Here is a 23,282-nt window from a genome sequence, read left to right as displayed (position 1 = left end):
ACTGGTGCTACAACTGGAACAATAGGATTAATCATGGGGGGTGCTTACCCATAATATGGAAAATTCATTTTTAAAACCAAATGGTGAAAGAGTATACGGTGATACAACTATTTGATGAAATAAATGATATAGTCCTGATATAACTGATTTATATTTTTCAAAAGTTAAACAACATGATGAAGATGTCAAATGAGATTGTACTTACACATATGATTATTTTGATAATTAAATTTCTAAATTAATATAAGAAATATTTTCATTATATTTATCAAATAAATTAATATTTTTTAAATTTATTTCTTGTTTATCTGTTATTAAAATAAAATCATAATTACCAGCACCAAATATTCCACTAATTTCAATCCTATTTAAGTTATTTATAGGATTTTTAATTTGCAATTCAAATTCATTTTTATTATCAATTTGTAATATTTCTTCATAAAATTCTAATTTAGAAAATAATTGAGATTTATTTGCACCATATAAACTTAAAGCATTTTCAATTTTAGATTTTTCAATAATTGCTCTTGTAAAATATTTTCCATATTCACCATTTGCTAACGTTCAATCAGCAGGAATTAATGAAGGTATATTATTAGTTTCTAATTCATTTGTTATAGATAATCAGTTAAATTGATTATCATCAAGTTTAAACAATTCATTTTGACTAATATCATTATTTTTTAGTTTAATGTTATTCATATCTGTAAAATCAAAATATTCAGATTTTAATATAACCTTTATATCTTTATATTGCCAAAAATCATTTTTACTAGGTTTTATTGGACTTGATTTTAATTCAAAGTAATAAGGTAATAAAATTTTATTATCATCATTTAAACCTTTGTTTATTGATAAAAATGAATAAATATATTTTGATAACATAATAAATACTTTTTTAAATATTTTAACTTGTAATAAGTTAACATAATTTGGATAATCTAACTCTCATTGTTTAAATAAATTTGTAATTATTTCATCAGGTTTTTGTCCTGAAAATGTATCACGTAATTCTGCCATTTTATTTTTAGATTTACCTTTATCATCATATAAAGCACCTTCAAAATTTCTATTATAGTTATATGTATAACTTAGCATATCTAATAAAAGTTGCTGTAAACTATCATTAGTTGGTGCATCTTTAATTTCAATTTCAATATCATCAAATCTATTATTAGTTGCAACATATTGATAAAATTGACTTTCACCTACAAAATCTCAAACTTCTTTATATTTTAATTCTTTTTGACTTTTTAGTGGTCATTTACCACCTAAAACATTACTAAACTCATATCCTAATCAAGCATGTGTAACTCTTGCGTTTTTAATAACTTCTCTTCTTGTTTCAGTTCCAGTACTAATTTTAATCAAATCTAAAACTGATTTTTCTTGTCCTATAAATTGTTTTGCTAAATTTCAAGGTAAAATTTGTTCACTAAATCATTGTTGTAATATTCTAACTTTTGGTTGAGTTTCAATAGGCATTGATAATAGCGGAAATGCTATCTTATCTTTAACAAATAACTTTGGGTATACTTCCATATTATCAACTTCGCCAAGTACCTTTATATTGCCAAAAATCATGCTTCTAGGGGCTTTAATTTTTAAACCAATTACTTTTGTATCTTTATCTAATGGTTTTTGTAATTTAATAATGATTGGATAACCATCTCTTGTTTTAAAATCTTTAATTTTAATAATAGTAATACTTTTAGTACTTCTTGTTTTTGGATTTTGATAAGGTTGAGAATAGTTATTAATGATATATAAATTATCAATATTATTTTCAGTTAAGGGTTCATTAATAGATACAGCATATAACTTAAATTGATTTAATAAATTTATTTCTTGAAATATTAAATTTTTAATATCAGTCATACTATATTCAATTGTATTATCATTAATATTTGTACTTGCTCTTTGATTTAATTGCATAGTAAAATCAGATGTTTCAGCAGCAGTAGTTTTTAATACTTTATCAATATCAATAAAACCAATTTTAATAGTATTTGCTGAAAATCTTAAATTATTATTTTCATTATTTTTAAATAAACGTTCAATTTCATAAATATATAAAGTTCTTAGTTTAAATTCATCATATGCTCTTTTAAGCTCAGGGTCACCTTTGCTACTCATAAGATTAGTAAAGTCATAAGGAATATTGTCAATTAAATAATCATTTTCTACTTCTGCTTGATTAAGTTTAGTTTGTTTCTGTGGAAACTTCGTTTGTGGTTTGTTGTTTTGATTGTCCATTGTTTTCTCCTATTAATTGGTTATTTTCGGGATTAAATAATTTTAATCTCACTGTTAAATTATTAATTTCTTGTTCATCATTAATGTTAAATGTTTTACTATTTAATAAATCTTTATCTAAACGTACTAATATTTGAATAAATTTAAGAATATCAATATTAAATTGTCATAACTTTTGTTCAATATAATTAATAGTTGAAATATTTACAGCTGTACTTTCTGGTACTGATTGTTGTGCAGATTTCTTTTGACTTGGAATATGAATGCCACAACGTTTAAATATTTCATTAACATTTCAATCATATATATCTGTTAAATTCTTACCTTTAAAATTACTACTTGTCATATTGATATTTTCATTTTGTTCATTATTATCTCCGCCACTTTTAAAAATATAATTTTTAGTAACTAATATTCTTAGAACCTGTTTGGAATCTTTTAAACATAATTAAACTAAAAAAGGGAATAATTATTTCTAACCTGACAGTTAATTAACATTTTATTTTCTTTGTCATTTTTTTGTTAAAAAGATTTTATCATTTGACAACTTATCGATTAAAAATTTATTTTTCAACTATAAAATAACATTTATGATATTAATTTAATCAAAAATAAGTTAAAAAAGATCCTAAACAGGTTCTTACAGCATCTTCTAATAAATCTTTTACATTACCATAAGTTGAATTAAAAATAAACTTTGGTGAGTTTAAAATTGTATCTAAAACAATTTGTTCATAAATAACATCTAATGCTTTAATTTTATCCATTACTTTATTACAATCTGCTAATTCATTTGCTTTATTTCGCATAATTGCTATTGGTATATGTTAATATTTAGTATTTGTTCTTGTGCTAAATTAGGGTTATTAATGAACGATTTAAAATCTAGTGGAAATTGTTTTTTGCTATCATTAACACTATAAATTGCACGATTAATAGTTACTTGTTCATTATTTAATGTATAAACTTCAAATAATCTTACAATTTGTGCATTTTGTTCATAACTATCATAAAAAATAGTACATTGAATTAATTTACCAGTAATATCATAAACTTTTTGTTGTATATCAACTACTTGAAAATATAAGTCATCATTTGCAATAAAAATTAAATAACCACTAATTCCCAATTTACTTAATTTAAAAATAGAATTTCAATTTTTTTTATAAAATTCTTGTTGAATTAAATACTGCTTAATAGTTTCATTGTTAATATCTAGTGGAGCATTATATAAATTAGCATTATTTTCTGCTACAAAATCAGTAAAATATGTTTCATGATTAAAATCATTAAAACCAAAATAACTTAAAATAGAAGCATGTGTACTTTTACCTTTTAAAAAAGTTAATTTAGTTTTTTCTTCATTATTAGTGCTTTTATCTCTTCTTAAAAATCTACCTAACATAATATTCACCACCTTTTTTTAAAATATTTGATTAATTTTTAATACAATTTTTACTATAATAAATATAATTAAACCAGCAACAGCAGAAGATAATAAAACTCCTATTAAACCTAAAATAATTTTTATTATTTTAAAAAACATAATATTATTCCTGCAATTCTTGTAATTTTCATAAATTACCACCACTAATATTCATGTCTTCTCATTTAAAAACATCAATATTTTCATTTCTTGAACATAATAATTGTAATCTTCCACCCTCTTTTATATAAGTACTATATACTGTTACAGTTTGTGGAATACCAGAACCTAACGAATAAACAAATTCAGTAAATGTATAAATATCTGGTAATATTATTTTTTGTTGTCTTGGATTTAAATTAAATCATATACGATATAATTTATTTTCTTTACAATCATATCTAATTTCTTGATTTTTTATACCAGTAGTACTAATATTAAAGGCTACATCTTTTCATTGTGGAATACTTGGTGTTGGTGTTGGTGTATTTTTTAATTCAATATCAAAAGTATTTTCTGCTAATTCTTTAATATTTAAAGTTTTTGAATTAATTTTTAAAGGTTTAGTTATATCTATTTTTTCACTTTTTGTAATATTTAATGTATTTGAAGTAATTTCTTCTTCTAATTTTAACAATTGACCAACTTTTTTTGAAATTGGAATTGTATTCATAAATATAGAATTTATATTTAATTGTAAAAATGTATTTGAATTATCACTATATAAAAAATTTTCTAAAACTTGATTATTATTCCCATTATGTATAAATTCTTTACATATTCATGAAAAATTATTTATGTTACTATCAGTTAATTCAAAATTATAATAAATACGATATCTTTTATTTTTAATAAAATTATAATTAATAGTTTTATTATCTTGTTTAATACCAACTTCTTTTCATTTACCAATTTTTAAATCTTTTATTTTTTTAATTAATTCATTAATAGCACCAGCAATAGTTTTATCACTAGTTTCTAAATTAGCAATTTCAGTACCAAAAGTATTGAGAACAAAAGCATATTGAAATTGTGTTTTATCTATTTTATCTTCTAATTCTTTATCTACTTCTTCTTTTTTATAATAATCAGTTAAATCTGGGATATTTTTATTTAATGTTCTTAAATTAACAGCATCTTGTGGTTGTGTAGGGTCTGCTATATAAACAATTCTAGTATTATTTGAAGTAATAATTCTTTTTTCTTTAGGTTGAATAATATTAGGCGAATTAGGGTCTATTAATCATAATGATTCACCACTACCGCCAGTAGCACTAATAGTATTAGTTTTTTCATCAATCTTAATATTTTCACCAGCAATTAATTTATCTTGTTTTTTGTCAATATTTAATTTATTTTCATTAATTGCCGGAACTATTTGTTTTTCTATTGTTTGTAAATTATTGTCATCTATATTTTGTTTTTTATCTAATAATTCATTAGTTTCTTGTTTTGTATAATAATCACGTTCAGTATCTTCTTCTGCTATAAATTCAGTTGGTGTATCTATTCCTTGATATTGATATATTTCTTCTATACCACCAATTAAATTAATTTTTCCACGTTCAGGATAAGAATTACCGCCACCACTAAATTCTTTCTTTTTATTGTTATAGTAAATCGTTCCGGTATTTAAAATTCTTTTATTTTGGATTTGTTCACTATACGTCATGGAATCAACATTTAGCAATTCAAATTCATTAAAAACATTATTTAAATAAATTTTAATTACTTTATAAAATTTCATAAAGTTATTTTCTGTTGAATATTGATAACTGATTTTAATAAAATATCATTTAAATATTTCTATATTATTATTTTCAACTTTTTTTCATAAAGGACTAGTTTCAATATTAAATCAATTATTTTTAACATCATTAATATTTTCGTTTGCTTTAATTAATTCACTATTTAATTTGGTAATTTCATTTTCATTAGTAGTAATTCGTTTTTGTTGTTTAGCAGAAAAATCACAAGTTGGTGCATGAGTAAAATCACCAATTTGTGGATTATTTTGTAATGCTTCTGGTGGTAATGTACCAATTTCATCAGGTCAATCTAAAATCATTGTTTCAGTTTCTTTATCATAATCAGTTGCAACATAACCTTTATTAACAAATTTACTAACAGGACCTCTATATATTTCATTTTCATTATCATCAACTAAATCATCATATAATTTAATTTGTTTTGATAATGTAAATTCTTTTTGTTCATTAATTAATTCATCAACTTGATTTCTAGTATAAAATGCTTTTAAATCAATTTTTTCAATATCTATTTCATCATCATTATAATTTGATAATATTTGTTTTAATTCTGTTAGTCTTGCCAATATTTTCATTCTACTTGGTGCTAAATCTCAAACATTAATTGTAGGAATACTATTTGCACTAAATTGACTACCATTATTAAACTGAATAGTAGCATCAACATTAAATTCAATTGGTGTACGATTAAATACTCAATGTTCAGCGGTTACAAAAACCATATCTCTTAGAACCTGTTTAGGATCTTTTTTAACTTATTTTTGATTAAATTAATATCATAAATGTTATTTTATAGTTGAAAAATAAATTTTTAATCGATAAGTTGTCAAATGATAAAATCTTTTTAACAAAAAAATGACAAAGAAAATAAAATGTTAATTAACTGTCAGGTTAGAAATAATTATTCCCTTTTTTAGTTTAATTATGTTTAAAAGATTCCAAACAGGTTCTTAATGTTTCTTTAATTAATTCATCTTTAAAACTATCAAAAGGAAATTTAGATAAAATAAAACCAAGATAAGCATTAATATCATTTTGAGCACGAATAGCAAAAGTTTTAAATCAATCATTAACATTTGGTCATGTTTGTATATATTGCTGTGGTGTTTCTGTAATTTTTCCAGTTAATGGATATCAGTTATTATAATTTTCTAGACTGACACCAGTTCAAAGTTTATTAATCATATTTTATCATTCCTTAAAAAATGCTTTTTTATAATGTTTAGTTTTTGTTTTAGTTTTTCTATGTGATATATGTATAATTTCTTTTTGTAATTTCTTTTTACCTTTTTTTACAACTTGACTATATGCAAATTTTTCTAAATGATGTAATAATCCAGTACCAAATACAGTATTTACTGAAAATTTTAAACCAACACTTTTAAATGATTTATTAATATTTTCAATAGGATTATTAATAACATTTGCTACTTTATGATAAGTTCTTACGATTCTAAATATTTCTCTATATACTTTAAAACTATCTCTAATTATTTGTTGAACAACCGGTGGAGCAAATGCTATTGCTTTTAATCATTTATTTTGATTAACTCCATAACCAATGTATCAACCACTATATCAACGATATCAATGGAATGGATGTATTTGAGTAACAAAAGTTTCTGCTTTAAGAATACTATCAACAACTGTAATTGGTTTATATTTAGGATTACGATGATAAATAGTAATTGCACATTTATCTAATGATAAAGGTTGAATTTTACAACCCATAAATACTGAGGAATTTAATGGAATTAATTGTGCATGTTTAATTGCTTTTTTCTCTGCACTAGTAAATAAATCAGTTACTTTTTCTTTTAATTTATTAATTTTCTCAAATGCTTGTTTTTCTAATTTTTCAAATTTTTCTTGTAATTTATATATACTTTCTCGTAATTTTTCAAAATATGATGTATTTTTTCAAAATTTATTTAAACCTTTTTTTAAATAAAATCTAATATCCAAATATTTAAAAATTTTATTTGCATTTAAAACAATCTTATGAATTGAACTTTTTTTAAAATTAAATTTAATAGCATTAGCACGAATTTTTTGTAAATCTAAAATTAAAGTTTTTCCATATCTATTTTCTGTATGTATTGTATGAACTAAATTTAATCAATCATGTTGATTCATAGATAGTACTTTTTTTAAATCAGTATTATATTTTTTTAAAAAATTATTTGCTTTTTCAATATCTTTAATTTTAAACTTTGGAGTTAATTGAGGACTTAATTTTGTTAATGTATTTTGTAATAATAAGTAATCTTTTAACTCTTGTGCTTCTAATTTTTGAAAATTATTTTTATATTGTCTTTCAGCAACATAACCTAAATCTCGTAATACTGTTTCACGATTAGGAGTAAAACTATAATTCATTAAATAACGTTTATTACCAATAATTTTATCTGTTAAAATTTCTTTTCCACTTACTTGACTTATAATTTCTTGTAAGTTTTTTGCTTCTTTAATTCCAACTTGTTCTAATGTTTTAGTTTTTTCTGCTAATTTAATAAATTTAGTAGTACGATAACCACGACTAATTTTATTAAGTCCAGCAAATGCAGGAAGTATATTAAAGAAAGTATTTAATTTTGTTACATTTCCTTTTAAATAATCATAAACTTGATTAATAGTAAAATCAGTTAAAAACTCTACACCAACAGCACTAATACTAGCAATTAAATCACTTGCACCTAATCCAAGTGCTACGCTTTCACTTAATCCACCAGTAAAAGGAGCAAGTGCTACTGCTATAACTTGTACACCAATCATTTCTAAAATTTCTCATCAAAAACTTTTATTTTCTTGTTGGTTACTTGTTCTAGTATGTTTTGGTTTATTTATGTTTAAAAGTATTGCTGTACTAGTTGTACCGATTGGCATGGTATTAATTTCCTTTATTTAAGAGTTATTTTAATTGGATTTGTTGTTCCTTTATAATTTAAGTCATTAACATTTGCAGTAATAGTTATATATAAGTCACCTGCTTTTTGTTTTTGATTACTTACATTAGTTTTTCCTTGTGCGTCACTAAAATATTTAATAGTTGGATTTGTTAAATTTGGATTTAATGATTTAAGTTCATTAGTACTTTTTATTTGTGTATTTAATTCACTATTATTGTTATTAACATTTGCAGTAATATCAGTTGTTAAATTTGTAATTTTAGTTTTTAAATCAGTTTTATCAGTATTAATAATTCCACATGCCATTCAACGTGATGTTGTTTCATTATTAGAAATATTATGCATCATGTTCATGTTTTGTAAATTTTATATTTCCTTTATAATTTTCTATTTTAATTTTATTTTTTGGTTCGCTTTCTTGAAATTCTCAATTCATAACGTCTTCTACTAATACCATTAATGCACCAATAATTTTAGGCGTTGCTAATGGATTAGTTAATAATTGTTTTGAAGTTAAAAAGAAATTTTCTACAATAACTAATATTTTTTTATCAAAAAATTGTTCTTTAATTATTGATAGTATTCTTTTATAACAATTTTTACTTTCAAAAACATGTGTTGTGTTGAATGTTTCCATATAAATAATCATATTTGTTTCATTTGAATATATAACAATTCCATTATTACCAATACCAGCGGGGTCAATTCCAATAATTAAGTCATATTGCATTATTAATCAAAGTCTCCATTTTCAATTAATTCCTTTAAAATAAATAAAGTTACATCAGTTCTACGTTCTGGTTCTAATTTAATTAAATTATTAATATGATTAATTAATTTTTCTTTATTCATATTTATACCTCCTACTTAACCTAATATTTAAAATACAGTCATAACAAATTGCTTTACTATTTTTATCTCTTAAAAAATATTTTATTGTTTTTATATCATTAGTATTAAAGAATAAATAATCTAATTTATTTTGTTTACATGTTCAACAAAAATACTTTTTCATTATGAGTTGAAATTTCCTTATATGAAGTGACTATATAATTAATTGGTAAATCATCATGTTTATATGGATTATTTATTTTAAAACCTTTTCTGTTTTCTTCTCACGTAATGTTATATTTAAAACAAGGATTAGTAATTTTAGTTTTGTTATCTGTTATTTCACCCATAAATCAACTATTATGCTGTTCATAAAATGCTAATGGTTCAAGTTTTATATCATTAAGATAATATTCTTTTGGAGTAGTTGGTTTATTAACAGTTATTTTTTGGTCTTTAATATATGGTTCTAATAATTTTATTAATTCATTACCACTTAATTCTCTTTTAATATTTTCTAAATTAAAAACTCAATATGTATAACTGTTATCAACAATAAAAGAATTATTTTTAATCATTCATTTTGGAAGCGATAATTTATATTCAACATAATCAATAAGAATAGATTGTGGTTTATCTTTAACAATTTGTTCTTTTTTAAATTCTATTTGCATAATAATCCTTTCCTAATATGTTCTGTTGCTTCTAGCATAAAGAACATATATTTTGATTTTTAGATTATTAATAATACTACTATTCGTTTTATTCATTCCATGAAAACTGGGCTCAAAAATAAATTGTGAAATTTTAAAAAAACATTGAGGCATTCGATTCAATATTTATTTAATTTGCGTTTAGCAAATTAATATTTTAATTGAACCGGCACCGCTCAATTTTTTTTACAAGTTTGAAATTTATTTTCTCGCCCAAAAATTTTTTCAAAAAAAATAAAAAATAAAACCAACACTTGCTCACTTGAAAGTGGCAAGGTTGGTTAAATAAAGAATAGAATTAATATAGTAGGTTCCCTAAGCAGGTCTATATATACTAGTTTCCAATTCGCTCCCACCCCAAGAATTACCATTAAATGGTTAGTATATTTTATTAGGTATCACTCCACTTTTTATTTATCCATGCAAGTCCACATGCTAGCTACTATTTTTAACAACTGTGTTGTAGTTCACTTTTTTAGTTCCTTAACACGTGTTGATAATAGAGTTAAAGACGGTTATTAAAAATTTTAAAATTTTACAATTACAAAAAAAAGACAAGATTTTTATTCTCGTCTTTTGTCATTTATTTTTAATTTAAGGGTTTAAAAAAGAAAGGAGCTATTTTTAAAATTTTTTAGTTACCGACATCTTCGACACGCTCCCTATATTTAATTTAATATCATAATGAGTATTAATAGTTTGCATTGTAAAATTATGTAATTCTTCTTGTTTTGGAGCATTATTAGTTTTAAATAACATAAATGAAGTTATTTTCTTTTGTAATTGATTTCTACATGAATAAATTTCTTTTCTTCCTAAATTATAAGTTAAAAGTCTACAACAATATTGTTGTTTTAAACCATTTTCATCTCAACAAGTTATATAAGCATCATCTGCACATATATTTAATTTTTCATTATCTAATACTTTAAATTTTTGTTCTGGTATAAATTTTTCAATTTTTACATTTTTAAAAATTCTTGAAATAAGATTTTTAGAAAAAGAAGTATATTTAAATTCTGATTGAATATTAAAATAACCTTTTTTACTTATTAAATTTTCAATTAAATTATCTAATATATCAAAATATAAATCATTAGTAATTCTTGCTCTTTTTTTAATACCAAATTCTTCATAAATGGGATAATAAGTTTTTTATTAATTTTATCCCAATAAACTCTTTGTCTAAAAGTTCCTATTCCAATTGGAGTATTTACTGTTCTATTACATGTTTAAGCAACTTTATATTGATTTTTATCTCTATTTAGAAAAAAATATTCATCAAAATCATAGATTTTTTGAAAATATTTTGCTAAAATATTAGTGATTTCAGGTTTTAGAAATTCTTTAAAACTAAACATTATTTAACACCTTTCAACTGATAGTCTTAACTCCTAGCATTGTAACAAATTTATTAAAATATTGTTGAAAAATGTTTAGTTTTAGAGTATAATATTAAAGAGCGATAAAATAAACTGCAAATTCTATTTACGTTTAAAAGATAACTTTTATTAGTTATCTTTTCTTTTTTAATAAAATAATGTACAATAAAGAAAAACGTATATAGAAAAGGAAAATAAAAATGTTAGGACAGTACTTAACAAATATTGAGCATCAGGGTCAAGACCCTAAATGATTATTGATAGGTATGGGTGTCATTGGAATAAGTATTATATTATGCTTGATAGATTATTTAATAAAAAAAATAAAAAATAAAAAAAAGAGAAATTCTTCTAGTGTTTAAAAATATTATTAAAATAGATAAAAAAAGTGATATTAATAAATTTAAGTTTAAAAAAAGTAAAAATAATAAATATACATTAATATTAAAAAATAAAAATTATGATTTAACTTTTAAATATGGTGAATTAATTAGAATTAATGATAGAGAATTAAGTATTAATGAAATTCAAAATTATGGTGGTTGAAAATTAGCATTACGTGGAATAATAAGAGAGATATGATTAAAAGATATCGAAGACAAAGGAAGTGAAAAAATAATAAGAGATAAAAAGAAAACTTTTGAAAAAGTAATCACTAATGATTTAAAAATTAAGTTCATTCATGAGAGAACTAATTATATTATTAATGATTGTAATAAAAAGCACGGTTATAATATTTACAACCGTTTTTCTGATGATAGTATAATATGTGATATATGTTCATGTTTATTTAAAGAAAAACGTAAGTTATCATTAAAGGAATGAAAACAAAAAAATAAAAATTAATTATTTTTTTGTTATAATTATATTATAAAAATTAAAGAAATAAATATATGAAGTAATTAATAAAGTTCATAAGTTATTTTTGGTGAAACTTAACTTAAAGATTATATTAATTATATCATAAATTTTTGTGTTTTTAAAGCATATGAAAGGATATTTTTATGTGCAAGAAGAAAAAATAAGAATTAGATACAATATTAAATCTTTAAAAGAAGAAATAAAAAAATATTTTGAATATTGTACTAATAATGAAGAAATACCAACAAAAGAAGGTATGCAAATGTTCTTAAATATCACTCAAAATACTATAAATGAGTGAAAAAAGAAACAAAAAGATACTTTTTTACAACAAATTAATTGAGCATATGCAAAAATTAAACATTTAAATTTTCAAAGATTTTTAAAAGCAAGTCCTAATTCTTCTGCTTGATATTTAGAAAGAGCATATGTAAAAGACTATAATTTATCTACAAAAATAGATATTAATACTGATAACACACACCCTATAGTAATTCAACTTGAAAATAAGAGTAAGAATAAATGTTAGAACCTGTTTAGGATCTTTTTTAACTTATTTTTGATTAAATTAATATCATAAATGTTATTTTATAGTTGAAAAATAAATTTTTAATCGATAAGTTGTCAAATGATAAAATCTTTTTAACAAAAAAATGACAAAGAAAATAAAATGTTAATTAACTGTCAGGTTAGAAATAATTATTCCCTTTTTTAGTTTAATTATGTTTAAAAGATTCCAAACAGGTTCTTAGAACATTTTGGTTATCTTAATGATATTTTAAAACAAATGTATTATAAAAAACCTTTAACTGTTAAAAGAATTGACCAATTAGGTAGTCGTAAATCTGGTAAAACTATTCAAGATTTTGATTTTGAATGTAAAACAACTGTATTACCAAATACAAAAGTTAAAACTTATATTTTTAGAAATATGAGTGAACAATTATATGATACTTGAAAACAATTAAAAAATAGATGAGTATTATTTGCTATTGGTTTAGAATATACAATTTCTGAAACTCGTAAAACTATTAATTATAGAGATAGTGAAATTGAATGTCGTGCGTTATATAAACAAAATAATAGTGAAATTAAATTAACTGGTTTACCAGATAATTCAAAATATGATTATGTAATTAGACAGGTTGATGAAGCACATCAAATTGCTGAAAAAGATTGACAAGATATGGCAGATGCTATTCGTGGTTGTAGTCAATTATTAGAAATTAATAGTTGTAATCCTTGAAGTATTTTAAATTATTATATTAAAAATGTAGTTGGAATGGCAACACTTTTTAGGACTATTTTTGGTAGACACTTGTTCTTGATATTTGATAGGAGTTAAGTAGTTTAAAGTGCTGTGGATTCTTATGTTGTTGTATCAATTGATATAATCAAATAATTCTAATTTTAATTGGATTAATGATGTAAAATTTTTATCATTAATAAATTCAGTTTTGAAAGTTTTAAAAGTTGCTTCAGCAACAGCATTATCATAAGGACAACCTTTTTTGCTTAAAGATCGAGTAATATTGAATGCTAATAAAAGATTATTAATAATTTTATTGTTAAATTCATTACCTCGATCACTATGAAATATTTGGATATCTTTTAAACAGCGATTTGATTGCATAAATGCTTGATATACTAGTAATGCATCTTTTTTAACTCCAACACTATGTCCAATAATTTCGCGGTTAAATAGGTCTATTAATAGGCAAATATAGTTTCATTTATCATTAACTTGAACGTAAGTTAAATCACTAACAACAACTTCATTTTTAACCCTATTATTAAAGTTTCTATTAACAAGATTGGTTATTTGACTATTATTGACTTTATTATGATGATTTTTGAATGATAATTTAGTGTATTTTGATATTAAATTATGCTTATTCATAATTTCTTTAATTTTTCTGCGTGATAAATAAATTTCTTGGTTTTCTAAAATTTTTTTTAATCTTCTAGTACCATAAACTTCTTTATTTTCTTTAAAAGCACTAATAACAGCTTCATCATACATATTATTTTTGATTTTATTTTCTTTTTTCTTTAAGTTAAAATAATATGTTGATTTAGATATTTTCAAAAAACGACACATTGTGCGAATTTTATATTTAACTTTATTTTTAGCAATAATTTCTACTTTCTGCCTATTATTAGTGCTGCTTGCTTTAAAATATCATTTTCCATTCTTAATTGTTTTAATTCTTTTCTTAATTTAATTAATTCATTTTCTTCAACAGAACGATTATCTTTAGTTTTAAAACTACCTGAATTAGTAAATTGCTTAATTCAATTATAAGTAGCTGCTCTTGTAACATTGTACTCTTTAGCAAGACAAGACACTGACTTACCGCTTTGATATAAAGCTACTATTTGTTTTTTAAATTCATCTGAATATGAATTAATATTGGCCATAATTATACTTCCTTTCTTTTCACTAATTTGTTCACTTGTCTACGTAATTAGTGTCCAATAAAGTGTAACCCATCCAATTCCAAAAATTCTTTTATTAATGTTTCTAAATCCATATTTTTTGTTTTATTAAATTCATTAGCAATTTTTTCATTAGTCAAAAATGTAATAAATTTTTGATCTAGAAACCCATTGACTGTTGTATAAAAATATATAATTTTTTCTATTAAAGTTTTGAATATATATTCACAAAAAAATTTAGCATATTCAGTGGGATCTGGTAAATAATTAGTAGATATTTTTAACATATTATTGTTCCTTTCAAAATCATTAAATTTTATGTATATAAAATTTCAATACTTATTATAGTTAACACTTTTGAATGTTAACAATTAAATATTATTTTATATTATATAAAATTACAATTGTTAATAAGTGGTTGAACATTAAATTTAGTTATTAAGAAGTTAATATATTTTCATTATCATTAAATTAATTTTTATTTTAAAAAGTGATAATCTTTTTATATAAAATAGGAGGTAATTTATTGAAATATGTAATTGTTATTATGAAAATTGTAATTGAAATTTCTGCAAAAAATAAGATTACGATTAAAAACACAAAAATTCCTAAAATTTATATAGTAAATTTTTGAAGTATAGTTTAATTATTAATTATACTTTTGGTTAGTTAGTATTTTATATATTTTAAATTTTATTATTTTCTATTATATAATGTTTAAGTATAAAAATAAGACAGTTAAGAATAAGTAATTATTTAATTATTATTGTATTACTTTACTAAAAGTAATATTAATATTAATTTTTAAAATTATAGATAGTATTTTATATTTAATAATTAGGTAGTTTAGTTTTTCTTAATTATGTTTTTATATAGAAAAAACCATTATCAATATATAATATCTTTATCTTTAAGATTATTATTGTCTTGATATATTATATTAGGTATAATGTAAAAGACTATAAAAATTATAAGAGATTTTATTTTATATAAATTTAATTTATTATTAATATAATAGGGGTGATTATGTGGAGAAAGATAAAGATATTATGAACATTATTAAAAAAGCATTATCAGAAAGTATTTTATCTGTACCAGGTGTTGCCAATATTTATGAAAAAGATAATAATTATGGAATTAAAGTTAACAAGTCTGATTTAGGTTGAATTATTGATATTAATATAGTTTGTTTTTTTAATAATAATATTTGAAATATTATGAATCAAACTCAGAAAAATTTAAAATATATTGTTGAAAAGATTATTAAACATCAAGACTATATAGTACTTAACATTTTTGTTCATGATTTAATTGAAGAATAAAAGAAAATATAAGGTGAAATTAAATGAAAAAAATTGATATTAAAACCTTAAAAGTTATGCTTATTAGCGGTGCTAATAATCTTTATAATCATCATTTTGAAGTTGATAAATTAAATGTTTTCCCAGTACCTGATGGTGATACTGGAACAAATATGAATTTAACAATGATGAATGGTATAAAAGAATTAAATGGCAAAGAATATGATAGTTTAAAAACATTTGCTGCTACTTTTTCTCGTGGTTTAATGATGGGTGCGCGTGGTAATTCTGGAGTTATTTTATCTCAAATTTTTCGTGGTTTTTTTCAAACTATAAAAACAAAAGATTTAAAAAATGATTTCATTAGTAATGAGGATTTATTAAAATCTTGAAAAAGTGCGCAAGATTATGCATATCGTGCAGTTATGAAACCAGTAGAAGGTACTATTCTTACTATTATTAAAGATGGTGCTAATTATATTAATGAATTAGAAATAACAGGCAAAGATTCGCTTTATATTTTTGAAAAATTACTAGAAGGAATGAATGAATCATTAAAAAGAACACCTGATTTATTGTTAATTTTAAAAAAAGTAGGAGTTGTTGATTCGGGTGGTGCTGGTTTAGTTTATATTGTTGAAGGTATGGTGTATGGTTTAAAGCACGGTAAAGCTATTTCACCAAAGAAAAAATTAGAACAACAAGATACAGCAAAATTAGAAATGGTTTTAAATCAAGAAAACTTTGGTTATTGTTCAGAAGTTATTGTAAAACTAAATAAAGTTAGTAAGTTAGATTTTAATTTAAGCAAAACACGAACTGATTTAGAAACAATGGATGGTCAATCAATAGTTTTAGTAGATGATGAAGATTTAATCAAAGTTCATGTTCATACTTTAAAACCAGGTCAAATTTTAAATTATTTTCAGAAATTTGGTGAAATTTTAAAAGTAAAAATTGAAAATATGACCGAACAGGCAAAAGCACATACACAAACTATTAAACCAATTCGTAAATTAAATAATAAATTTGCTTTAATTGCTGCTGTTCCTGGTAGAGGAATTGAAACCTTTTTTAGAGATGAATTAAAGGTTAACAATATTATTATGTATTCAAAAAGAGTTAATCCATCAACAGATGACTTTTTAAAGTCAATTGAAATTGTCGATGCAAAAAATGTCTTTATTTTGCCAAATGATAGTAATTTATTTTTAGCAGCAGAACAAGCAAGAAAATTAGAAAAAAAATCAAAAGTTTTTGTATTACCTGCTAAAAATATTGCTCAAGGTATGCGTGCCGCTTTAAATTTCAATCCTGAATTAAGTGCAAAAGAAAATAATAAAAATATGTGAAATGAAATTAAATATGCTGCTTTTGGTTATGTAACAGTTGCTGATCGTGATGTTGAAATAGATGGTATTAAAATTGGAAAAAAACACTTTTTTTCTGCTGTTAGTTTTCGTAATAAAGATGGTAAAGAAAAAATTATTGCTTCAAACGAAAATTTATTTAATGTAATTAAAGTATTGTTTACTAAATTAATTTGAGATGGTGCAGAAATAATTACTATTTTTAAAGGTAAAGGTTATTCAAAAGATCAAATTAATTTTATGAAAAAAATTTTAGATGAAGATTATGATATTGAATATGAAATTGTTGATGGTGATCAAGAAGTTTATAACTTTCTTTTCGTAGTGGAATAATACTATGTTATAATATTGTAGACTCTATTCAAATAGTTAGAAAGGAGAAGATTATGACTAATTTATTATTATCCTCAGTTAATCCAAATGATCCAAAGACTTGATCAACTAGTTTAATTGTTTTAGCAAGCTTAGTAGCTATTGTTGGTGTAATTTTGTTTGTTGTTACTATGATTTGATTTTTCACTTGAATTAAGTATTCTTGATTCCATCGTGAAAATAGTGCTAATTTAACTGGTGGCGAGTTATCTCAAAAATATTTAAAAACATACGGTATTAATGCAAAAAGAATAAAATTTAAGGGATTTGGTAATATTAATAGTATTACTGTTGAACCTAGGTTTTTTTATTTAAGGCCATATTTATTTAATAATGGTAATTTTACTTTAAGACTATTACCATGAACTTATCACCGTCGTTCTATTTATACTTTAGCAATGGCAATGGAAAGTACTTGGGCAGTAAGTAGTTCAAATAGTAGTCGTTTTAATACTTTTTGATGAGATTTTTCTCGTAAAATAACATTATTTTTTGTTTTAATTCCTTTTGCACTTGCTATTCTATTTGCTCTTTCACCTGCTAATTCTTGAATTACTTTATCAGCAGCGAGCGCCAATATACTTTCAATTGTTTTATCAATTTTAGGTAGTATTTTATTAATTCTTTTTTCTTCAATGCAAATGATTTTTTATGCTAAATCAAGAAAAGAAATTTGTCAAAATCTTGTTGGTATTTTAAATGAAAAAGAAATACGTGCTATTAGTTGAATTTTCCAAATTAAGTTTATTTATTACTTGATTCGTATGATTTATGAAATATTACAACTTATTTTACGTATTGTGATGTACACACAGCAAAATGAGAAATAATAAAAATTTGTACCTATAATTTAGGTACAAATTTTAAATTTAAAATTATATTAAGTTTTATTGATAAAACATTATTTTCAAAACTTTTATAAAATATTCTATTTTAGTAAGTTTTAAAGTTTTGTTTTTTTAATTGTACATTTAATTACTAAACTAATATTTTTCATTTTCATTTATTATTGTATATTTAAAATTTTATTTTGATAGTTTTAAATTTTAAATATATAATAAAATACACTTATTAATTTAATATATACATATTCATTAGTAATTTTTTGGGAGCGTGTCGAAGATGTCGATAACTAAAAAGTTTTAAAAATAACTCCTTTCTTTTTTAAACCCTTGAATTAAAAATAAATGATAAAAGACGAGAATAAAAATCTTGTCTTTTTTTTGTAATTGTAAAATTTTAAAATTTTTAATAATCGTCTTTAACGCTATTATCAACACGTGTTAGGAAACTAAAAAAGTGAACTACAACACAGTTGTTAAAAATAGTAGCTAGAGCATGCGGACTTGCATGAATAAATAAAAAGTGGAGTGATACCTAATAAAATATACTAACCAGTAATGGTAATTCTTGGGGTGGGAGCGAATTGGAAACTAGTATATATAGACCTGTTGTAGGGACCTATTGTATTAATTCTATTCTTTATTTAACCAACCTTGCCACTCCCCAGTGAGCAAGTGTTGGTTTTATTTTTTATTTTTTTTTGAAAAAATTTTTGGGCGAGAAAATAAATTTCAAACTTGTAAAAAAAATTGAGCGGTGCCGGTTCAATTAAAATATTAATTTGCTAAACACAAATTAAATAAATATTGAATCGAATGCCTCAATGTTTTTTAAAATTTCACAATTTATTTTTGAGCCCAGAATTTCTGGAATGAATAAAACGAATAGTAGTTATGTTCTTTATGCTAGAAGCAACAGAACATATTAATAATGAAAGTAAGGTAATTCAATAATGATTAATGAACATGATTGAATATGATTTTGTGATATTTATGGTTGGATGGGTTACACTTTATTGGACACTAATTACGTAGACAAGTGAACAAATTAGTGAAAAGAAAGGAAGTATAATTATGGCCAATATTAACTCATATTCAGATGAATTTAAAAAACAAATAGTAGCTTTATATCAAAGCGGTAAGTCAGTGTCTTGTCTTGCTAAAGAGTACAATGTTACAAGAGCAGCTACTTATAATTGAATTAAGCAATTTACTAATTCAGGTAGTTTTAAAACTAAAGATAATCGTTCTGTTGAAGAAAATGAATTAATTAAATTAAGAAAAGAATTAAAACAATTAAGAATGGAAAATGATATTTTAAAGCAAGCAGCACTAATAATAGGCAGAAAGTAGAAATTATTGCTAAAAATAAAGTTAAATATAAAATTCGCACAATGTGTCGTTTTTTGAAAATATCTAAATCAACATATTATTTTAACTTAAAGAAAAAAGAAAATAAAATCAAAAATAATATGTATGATGAAGCTGTTATTAGTGCTTTTAAAGAAAATAAAGAAGTTTATGGTACTAGAAGATTAAAAAAAATTTTAGAAAACCAAGAAATTTATTTATCACGCAGAAAAATTAAAGAAATTATGAATAAGCATAATTTAATATCAAAATACACTAAATTATCATTCAAAAATCATCATAATAAAGTCAATAATAGTCAAATAACCAATCTTGTTAATAGAAACTTTAATAATAGGGTTAAAAATGAAGTTATTGTTAGTGATTTAACTTACGTTCAAGTTAATGGTAAATGAAACTATATTTGCCTATTAATAGACCTATTTAACCGAGAAATTATTGGACATAGTGTTGGAGTTAAAAAAGATGCATTACTAGTATATCAAGCATTTATGCAATCAAATCGCTGTTTAAAAGATATCCAAATATTTCATAGTGATCGAGGTAATGAATTTAACAATAAAATTATTAATAATCTTTTATTAGCATTCAATATTACTCGATCTTTAAGCAAAAAAGGTTGTCCTTATGATAATGCTGTTGCTGAAGCAACTTTTAAAACTTTCAAAACTGAATTTATTAATGATAAAAATTTTACATCATTAATCCAATTAAAATTAGAATTATTTGATTATATCAATTGATACAACAACATAAGAATCCACAGCACTTTAAACTACTTAACTCCTATCAAATATCAAGAACAAGTGTCTACCAAAAAATAGTCCTAAAAAGTGTTGCCATTCCAAACAAGAAAATATTTTTTAATAGATAAAAATAGTAAAGCGATTTGTTATGACTGTATTTTAAATATTAGGTTAAGTAGGAGGTATAAATATGGATAAAGAATATTTAACTAAAAGAAGAACGATTTGCATACCAGACAGTGATGATATTGAATTTAAAATAGGACTAATTAAACTGATTGATGATTTAAAAAAAGATAATTTAGTTTGTGGTCATAAAGAATTTATTGAAGAATGTAAATATTGTTGATGTAATTGTGATTTAGAAATTATTAAAACAGTTATTAGAGGTTAACTTAATTAATGAAATATGACTTAATTATCGGAATTGACCCCGCTGGAATTGGTAATAATGGAATTGTTATATATTCACATGAAACTAATAATATTATTTTTAATGAAACATTTAATACATTAACTGTTTTATGAACTAAAAATATGTATAAAGAAAAATTTCAATTAATTAAAGAAAAATTTATTGATAAAAAAATATTAGTTATTGTAGAAAATTTCTTTTTAAATTCAAAACAATTATTAACTAATCCATTAGCAACCCCTAAAATTATTGGTGCATTAATGGTATTAGTACAAGATGTTATGAATTGAGATTATCTAGAAAACCAACCAAAAAATAAAAATAAAATAACAAATTATAAAGGAAATATAAAATTAACAAAACATGAACAAGATGCTTATAAGCATATTCAATATTATTTAAAAAATCATAAAAAAATATTAATTTTTGATAATTATTTAAGGAAATTATAAACATGAAAGAAAAAGCAAATTATGTCAAATTAACAGTAAAACTAAGTAATACTATTGAAGCAAAATATTACGAAAAAGGTAATAAAGAATTATATTATAGTGTTAGAGGTCAATGAAATGGATTAAACTATGTTACTTTAATTTTTAATAACCCAAAATTTTATAAACGATGTATTTTATTAAACAAAAATGATGAAATTTTAGTAACTGGTCAAATTTTTAATACTTTAAATATTCCTAAAAATCGTGCATTTTGTTCAATTAATGTTAAATGATTTAAAAAATGAAAAGAGTAAAAAAATGATATTATGAAAAATTTTATTAATAGTACCAATATTAATAACAAGTATAACACTAATAATAATTTTAATATTTATTATTAAAGAATTAAAAAATGAATATAAAGTATTGAAAATATTAAATGAAATTGCTAATCAAATTGAAAATAAGGAAATAAAATAATGAAATGTTTTCTTTGTATGGATGGAGAAATATATTCCCCAAAAACCTTAGAACCTGTTTAGGATCTTTTTTAACTTATTTTTGATTAAATTAATATCATAAATGTTATTTTATAGTTGAAAAATAAATTTTTAATCGATAAGTTGTCAAATGATAAAATCTTTTTAACAAAAAAATGACAAAGAAAATAAAATGTTAATTAACTGTCAGGTTAGAAATAATTATTCCCTTTTTTAGTTTAATTATGTTTAAAAGATTCCAAACAGGTTCTTATATAAAATAAAAAAACTGAAAAATTTAATTTATAAAGATAGAGATATTGATAGTGAAGATTTTAAAAAAAGATATGAATATCTTTTAAAAAAATTAGGTGACATTGATAAACAAATAATTTTAATAAATTTATTAATACATCAAGAAAAAAAATATAGAAAGGAAAGTAAATAATGAATAAAGAAAATATACCATGTTGTTTTAGTGAAGTTAATGAAGTTGGTAAACATATATTGTACTAATTTACCAACAAAATTAGATAAAGATAATGTACAAGTAAGATATTTTTGTGAAGAACATATGATTAAAGTTGAAAATATAAGAAGAAAAATTGCTCAAAAATATATTAATGAATATAAAGAAAAATTAATTAATTTTCTTAAAGAACAAATACAAGATGAATTAGATAAAGGTGATGATGGAATACCATATATTGATGCTTTTGAATTAATTAAAGATTTAGAAAATGGAGACATTTGATAATGAATAAATTAAAATTAAATTCTTTTGAGAAGTGAATAGAAACAAATACCAAATTATATTGAGATGAAAAAGAAGAAACATTTAAAACTAATGATAATAAAAATTAAAAAGAATAATAAATGTGGTTATGGTAGAGTTTATGCCCATAAATGTAATAACTTATGTAAGCAAAAACAAAATAAAAGAGTTAGAAAAGAAAGGTTAAATTATGAATAAAGAAAAAATAATTAATTATCTTGACAATGAATTTATGGAATTACTTAAAGATGATATTAGTGATGAAATTAAAATTAATATTAGTAATTGGAAAATGAAATTAATAATGAAATTACAAGAAAAAATAGAAAATGGAGAATTTGACTAATGATAATATTACCTACTTTGTTTGAAAATAAAGATGAAATTGAAATATTATCACCATTTCCCAAAGCAATTCATACAAGTAATGATATTAGAGCAATTATTTTAAGACAATATCCAAATATTAAATCAAAACACATAATTGTTTCTGACCCCGAAAGTAATGTTGCATTAATAGTTGGTGATAATGATGTTTATCAAGGTTGAATTAAAGTAACAGTTAAAAAATTAGAAATTAAAGGAGAATAA

Annotated in this window: 28 protein-coding genes; 15 read left to right on the top strand and 13 right to left on the bottom strand. The window is 22.2% G+C overall.

What is annotated here, in order from left to right:
* Positions 1-55: 55 nt before the first annotated feature.
* The gene (locus tag ACXUB0_RS11510; protein ID WP_458258715.1) at positions 56-229 is read left to right on the top strand and encodes a hypothetical protein; all 174 of its coding nucleotides are present in this window, start codon (positions 56-58) and stop codon (positions 227-229) included.
* Here the strand turns inward: ACXUB0_RS11510 and ACXUB0_RS11505 are convergent.
* From ACXUB0_RS11505 to ACXUB0_RS11450, 12 genes are all read right to left on the bottom strand, one after another.
* A complete protein-coding gene (locus ACXUB0_RS11505; protein ID WP_458258714.1) occupies positions 226-2,256 on the bottom strand; it encodes a hypothetical protein in 2,031 nt (676 codons plus the stop codon). The two genes, ACXUB0_RS11510 and ACXUB0_RS11505, sit on opposite strands and share 4 nt — an antisense overlap.
* Complete coding sequence (locus ACXUB0_RS11500) at positions 2,204-2,602, bottom strand: hypothetical protein (protein ID WP_458258237.1); 399 nt, start codon at positions 2,600-2,602, stop codon at positions 2,204-2,206. Before ACXUB0_RS11500 ends, ACXUB0_RS11505 begins: the two co-directional genes overlap by 53 nt.
* 250 nt (positions 2,603-2,852) lie before the next feature.
* On the bottom strand, positions 2,853-3,065 hold the full coding sequence (locus ACXUB0_RS11495; protein ID WP_458258713.1) for a hypothetical protein: 213 nt from the start codon (positions 3,063-3,065) through the stop codon (positions 2,853-2,855).
* A 5-nt stretch (positions 3,066-3,070) separates the two neighbouring features.
* On the bottom strand, positions 3,071-3,661 hold the full coding sequence (locus ACXUB0_RS11490) for a hypothetical protein (RefSeq protein ID WP_458258712.1): 591 nt from the start codon (positions 3,659-3,661) through the stop codon (positions 3,071-3,073).
* Positions 3,662-3,679: 18 nt separating this feature from the next.
* Positions 3,680-3,802 (bottom strand): hypothetical protein, encoded by a 123-nt coding sequence (locus tag ACXUB0_RS11485; protein ID WP_255495889.1) that lies wholly within the window; start codon positions 3,800-3,802, stop codon positions 3,680-3,682.
* 4 nt (positions 3,803-3,806) lie between these two features.
* A complete protein-coding gene (locus ACXUB0_RS11480; RefSeq protein WP_458258711.1) occupies positions 3,807-6,173 on the bottom strand; it encodes a hypothetical protein in 2,367 nt (788 codons plus the stop codon).
* A 196-nt stretch (positions 6,174-6,369) separates the two neighbouring features.
* Complete coding sequence (locus tag ACXUB0_RS11475) at positions 6,370-6,636, bottom strand: hypothetical protein (RefSeq protein WP_458258710.1); 267 nt, start codon at positions 6,634-6,636, stop codon at positions 6,370-6,372.
* Between the two features lie 3 nt (positions 6,637-6,639).
* Positions 6,640-8,337 carry a hypothetical protein gene (locus tag ACXUB0_RS11470; RefSeq protein ID WP_458258709.1) on the bottom strand — a complete coding sequence of 566 codons (1,698 nt, stop codon included), beginning with the start codon at positions 8,335-8,337 and terminating at the stop codon, positions 6,640-6,642.
* Between the two features lie 14 nt (positions 8,338-8,351).
* Positions 8,352-8,705: a hypothetical protein gene (locus ACXUB0_RS11465; RefSeq protein ID WP_458258708.1), complete on the bottom strand. Its 354-nt coding sequence runs from the start codon at positions 8,703-8,705 to the stop codon at positions 8,352-8,354.
* Positions 8,698-9,090, bottom strand: coding sequence for a hypothetical protein (locus ACXUB0_RS11460; RefSeq protein WP_458258707.1), 393 nt, complete (start codon positions 9,088-9,090; stop codon positions 8,698-8,700). The genes ACXUB0_RS11465 and ACXUB0_RS11460 overlap by 8 nt, the downstream gene beginning before the upstream one ends.
* A gap of 256 nt (positions 9,091-9,346) precedes the next feature.
* Positions 9,347-9,865, bottom strand: coding sequence for a hypothetical protein (locus ACXUB0_RS11455; protein WP_458257673.1), 519 nt, complete (start codon positions 9,863-9,865; stop codon positions 9,347-9,349).
* A gap of 1,271 nt (positions 9,866-11,136) precedes the next feature.
* Positions 11,137-11,265 carry a hypothetical protein gene (locus ACXUB0_RS11450; protein WP_458258706.1) on the bottom strand — a complete coding sequence of 43 codons (129 nt, stop codon included), beginning with the start codon at positions 11,263-11,265 and terminating at the stop codon, positions 11,137-11,139.
* A gap of 375 nt (positions 11,266-11,640) precedes the next feature.
* Here ACXUB0_RS11450 and ACXUB0_RS11445 point away from each other — a divergent pair, with 375 nt between their 5' ends.
* The 3 genes from ACXUB0_RS11445 (at position 11,641) to ACXUB0_RS11435 (ending at position 13,492) form a co-directional block, all read left to right on the top strand.
* Entirely contained in the window at positions 11,641-12,132 is a 492-nt protein-coding gene (locus tag ACXUB0_RS11445; protein WP_458258705.1) for a hypothetical protein, read from the top strand.
* A 160-nt stretch (positions 12,133-12,292) separates the two neighbouring features.
* A complete protein-coding gene (locus tag ACXUB0_RS11440) occupies positions 12,293-12,676 on the top strand; it encodes a terminase small subunit (RefSeq protein WP_458258704.1) in 384 nt (127 codons plus the stop codon).
* 258 nt (positions 12,677-12,934) lie between these two features.
* Complete coding sequence (locus tag ACXUB0_RS11435; protein WP_458258703.1) at positions 12,935-13,492, top strand: hypothetical protein; 558 nt, start codon at positions 12,935-12,937, stop codon at positions 13,490-13,492.
* Here the strand turns inward: ACXUB0_RS11435 and ACXUB0_RS11430 are convergent.
* Positions 13,400-14,568 (bottom strand): IS3 family transposase gene (locus ACXUB0_RS11430; RefSeq protein WP_458258702.1). Its coding sequence is split into 2 segments (ribosomal slippage): positions 13,400-14,325 and positions 14,325-14,568, totalling 1,170 coding nucleotides; the frame shifts between segments, so codons are not numbered across the junction. The genes ACXUB0_RS11435 and ACXUB0_RS11430 overlap by 93 nt on opposite strands.
* Before the next feature lie 1,046 nt (positions 14,569-15,614).
* Here ACXUB0_RS11430 and ACXUB0_RS11425 point away from each other — a divergent pair.
* The 11 genes from ACXUB0_RS11425 to ACXUB0_RS11375 all read left to right on the top strand — a co-directional run bounded on the left by ACXUB0_RS11425 (position 15,615) and on the right by ACXUB0_RS11375 (position 23,282).
* Positions 15,615-15,908 (top strand): hypothetical protein, encoded by a 294-nt coding sequence (locus ACXUB0_RS11425; RefSeq protein WP_174481144.1) that lies wholly within the window; start codon positions 15,615-15,617, stop codon positions 15,906-15,908.
* Between the two features lie 23 nt (positions 15,909-15,931).
* A complete protein-coding gene (locus ACXUB0_RS11420) occupies positions 15,932-17,590 on the top strand; it encodes a DAK2 domain-containing protein (protein ID WP_458258701.1) in 1,659 nt (552 codons plus the stop codon).
* Between the two features lie 53 nt (positions 17,591-17,643).
* Positions 17,644-18,459, top strand: a complete 816-nt coding sequence (locus tag ACXUB0_RS11415; RefSeq protein WP_458258700.1) for a hypothetical protein — start codon at positions 17,644-17,646, stop codon at positions 18,457-18,459.
* A 1,086-nt stretch (positions 18,460-19,545) separates the two neighbouring features.
* Positions 19,546-20,666 (top strand): IS3 family transposase gene (locus ACXUB0_RS11410; protein WP_458257450.1). Its coding sequence is split into 2 segments (ribosomal slippage): positions 19,546-19,789 and positions 19,789-20,666, totalling 1,122 coding nucleotides; the frame shifts between segments, so codons are not numbered across the junction.
* 112 nt (positions 20,667-20,778) lie between these two features.
* Positions 20,779-20,982 (top strand): hypothetical protein, encoded by a 204-nt coding sequence (locus ACXUB0_RS11405; RefSeq protein ID WP_458258699.1) that lies wholly within the window; start codon positions 20,779-20,781, stop codon positions 20,980-20,982.
* Positions 20,983-20,990: 8 nt separating this feature from the next.
* On the top strand, positions 20,991-21,455 hold the full coding sequence (locus tag ACXUB0_RS11400) for a hypothetical protein (protein ID WP_458258698.1): 465 nt from the start codon (positions 20,991-20,993) through the stop codon (positions 21,453-21,455).
* Between the two features lie 2 nt (positions 21,456-21,457).
* Positions 21,458-21,751 (top strand): hypothetical protein, encoded by a 294-nt coding sequence (locus ACXUB0_RS11395; RefSeq protein ID WP_458257366.1) that lies wholly within the window; start codon positions 21,458-21,460, stop codon positions 21,749-21,751.
* A gap of 4 nt (positions 21,752-21,755) precedes the next feature.
* Positions 21,756-21,917, top strand: coding sequence for a hypothetical protein (locus ACXUB0_RS11390; RefSeq protein ID WP_338975126.1), 162 nt, complete (start codon positions 21,756-21,758; stop codon positions 21,915-21,917).
* 486 nt (positions 21,918-22,403) lie between these two features.
* A complete protein-coding gene (locus tag ACXUB0_RS11385; RefSeq protein ID WP_458258697.1) occupies positions 22,404-22,673 on the top strand; it encodes a hypothetical protein in 270 nt (89 codons plus the stop codon).
* 208 nt (positions 22,674-22,881) lie between these two features.
* On the top strand, positions 22,882-23,037 hold the full coding sequence (locus ACXUB0_RS11380) for a hypothetical protein (protein ID WP_458257363.1): 156 nt from the start codon (positions 22,882-22,884) through the stop codon (positions 23,035-23,037).
* A complete protein-coding gene (locus ACXUB0_RS11375; RefSeq protein WP_458257362.1) occupies positions 23,037-23,282 on the top strand; it encodes a hypothetical protein in 246 nt (81 codons plus the stop codon). The genes ACXUB0_RS11380 and ACXUB0_RS11375 overlap by 1 nt, the downstream gene beginning before the upstream one ends.

The organism is Spiroplasma endosymbiont of Dactylopius coccus (genome assembly GCF_977110965.1).
This window is presented reverse-complemented; position numbering and strand designations above follow the sequence as displayed.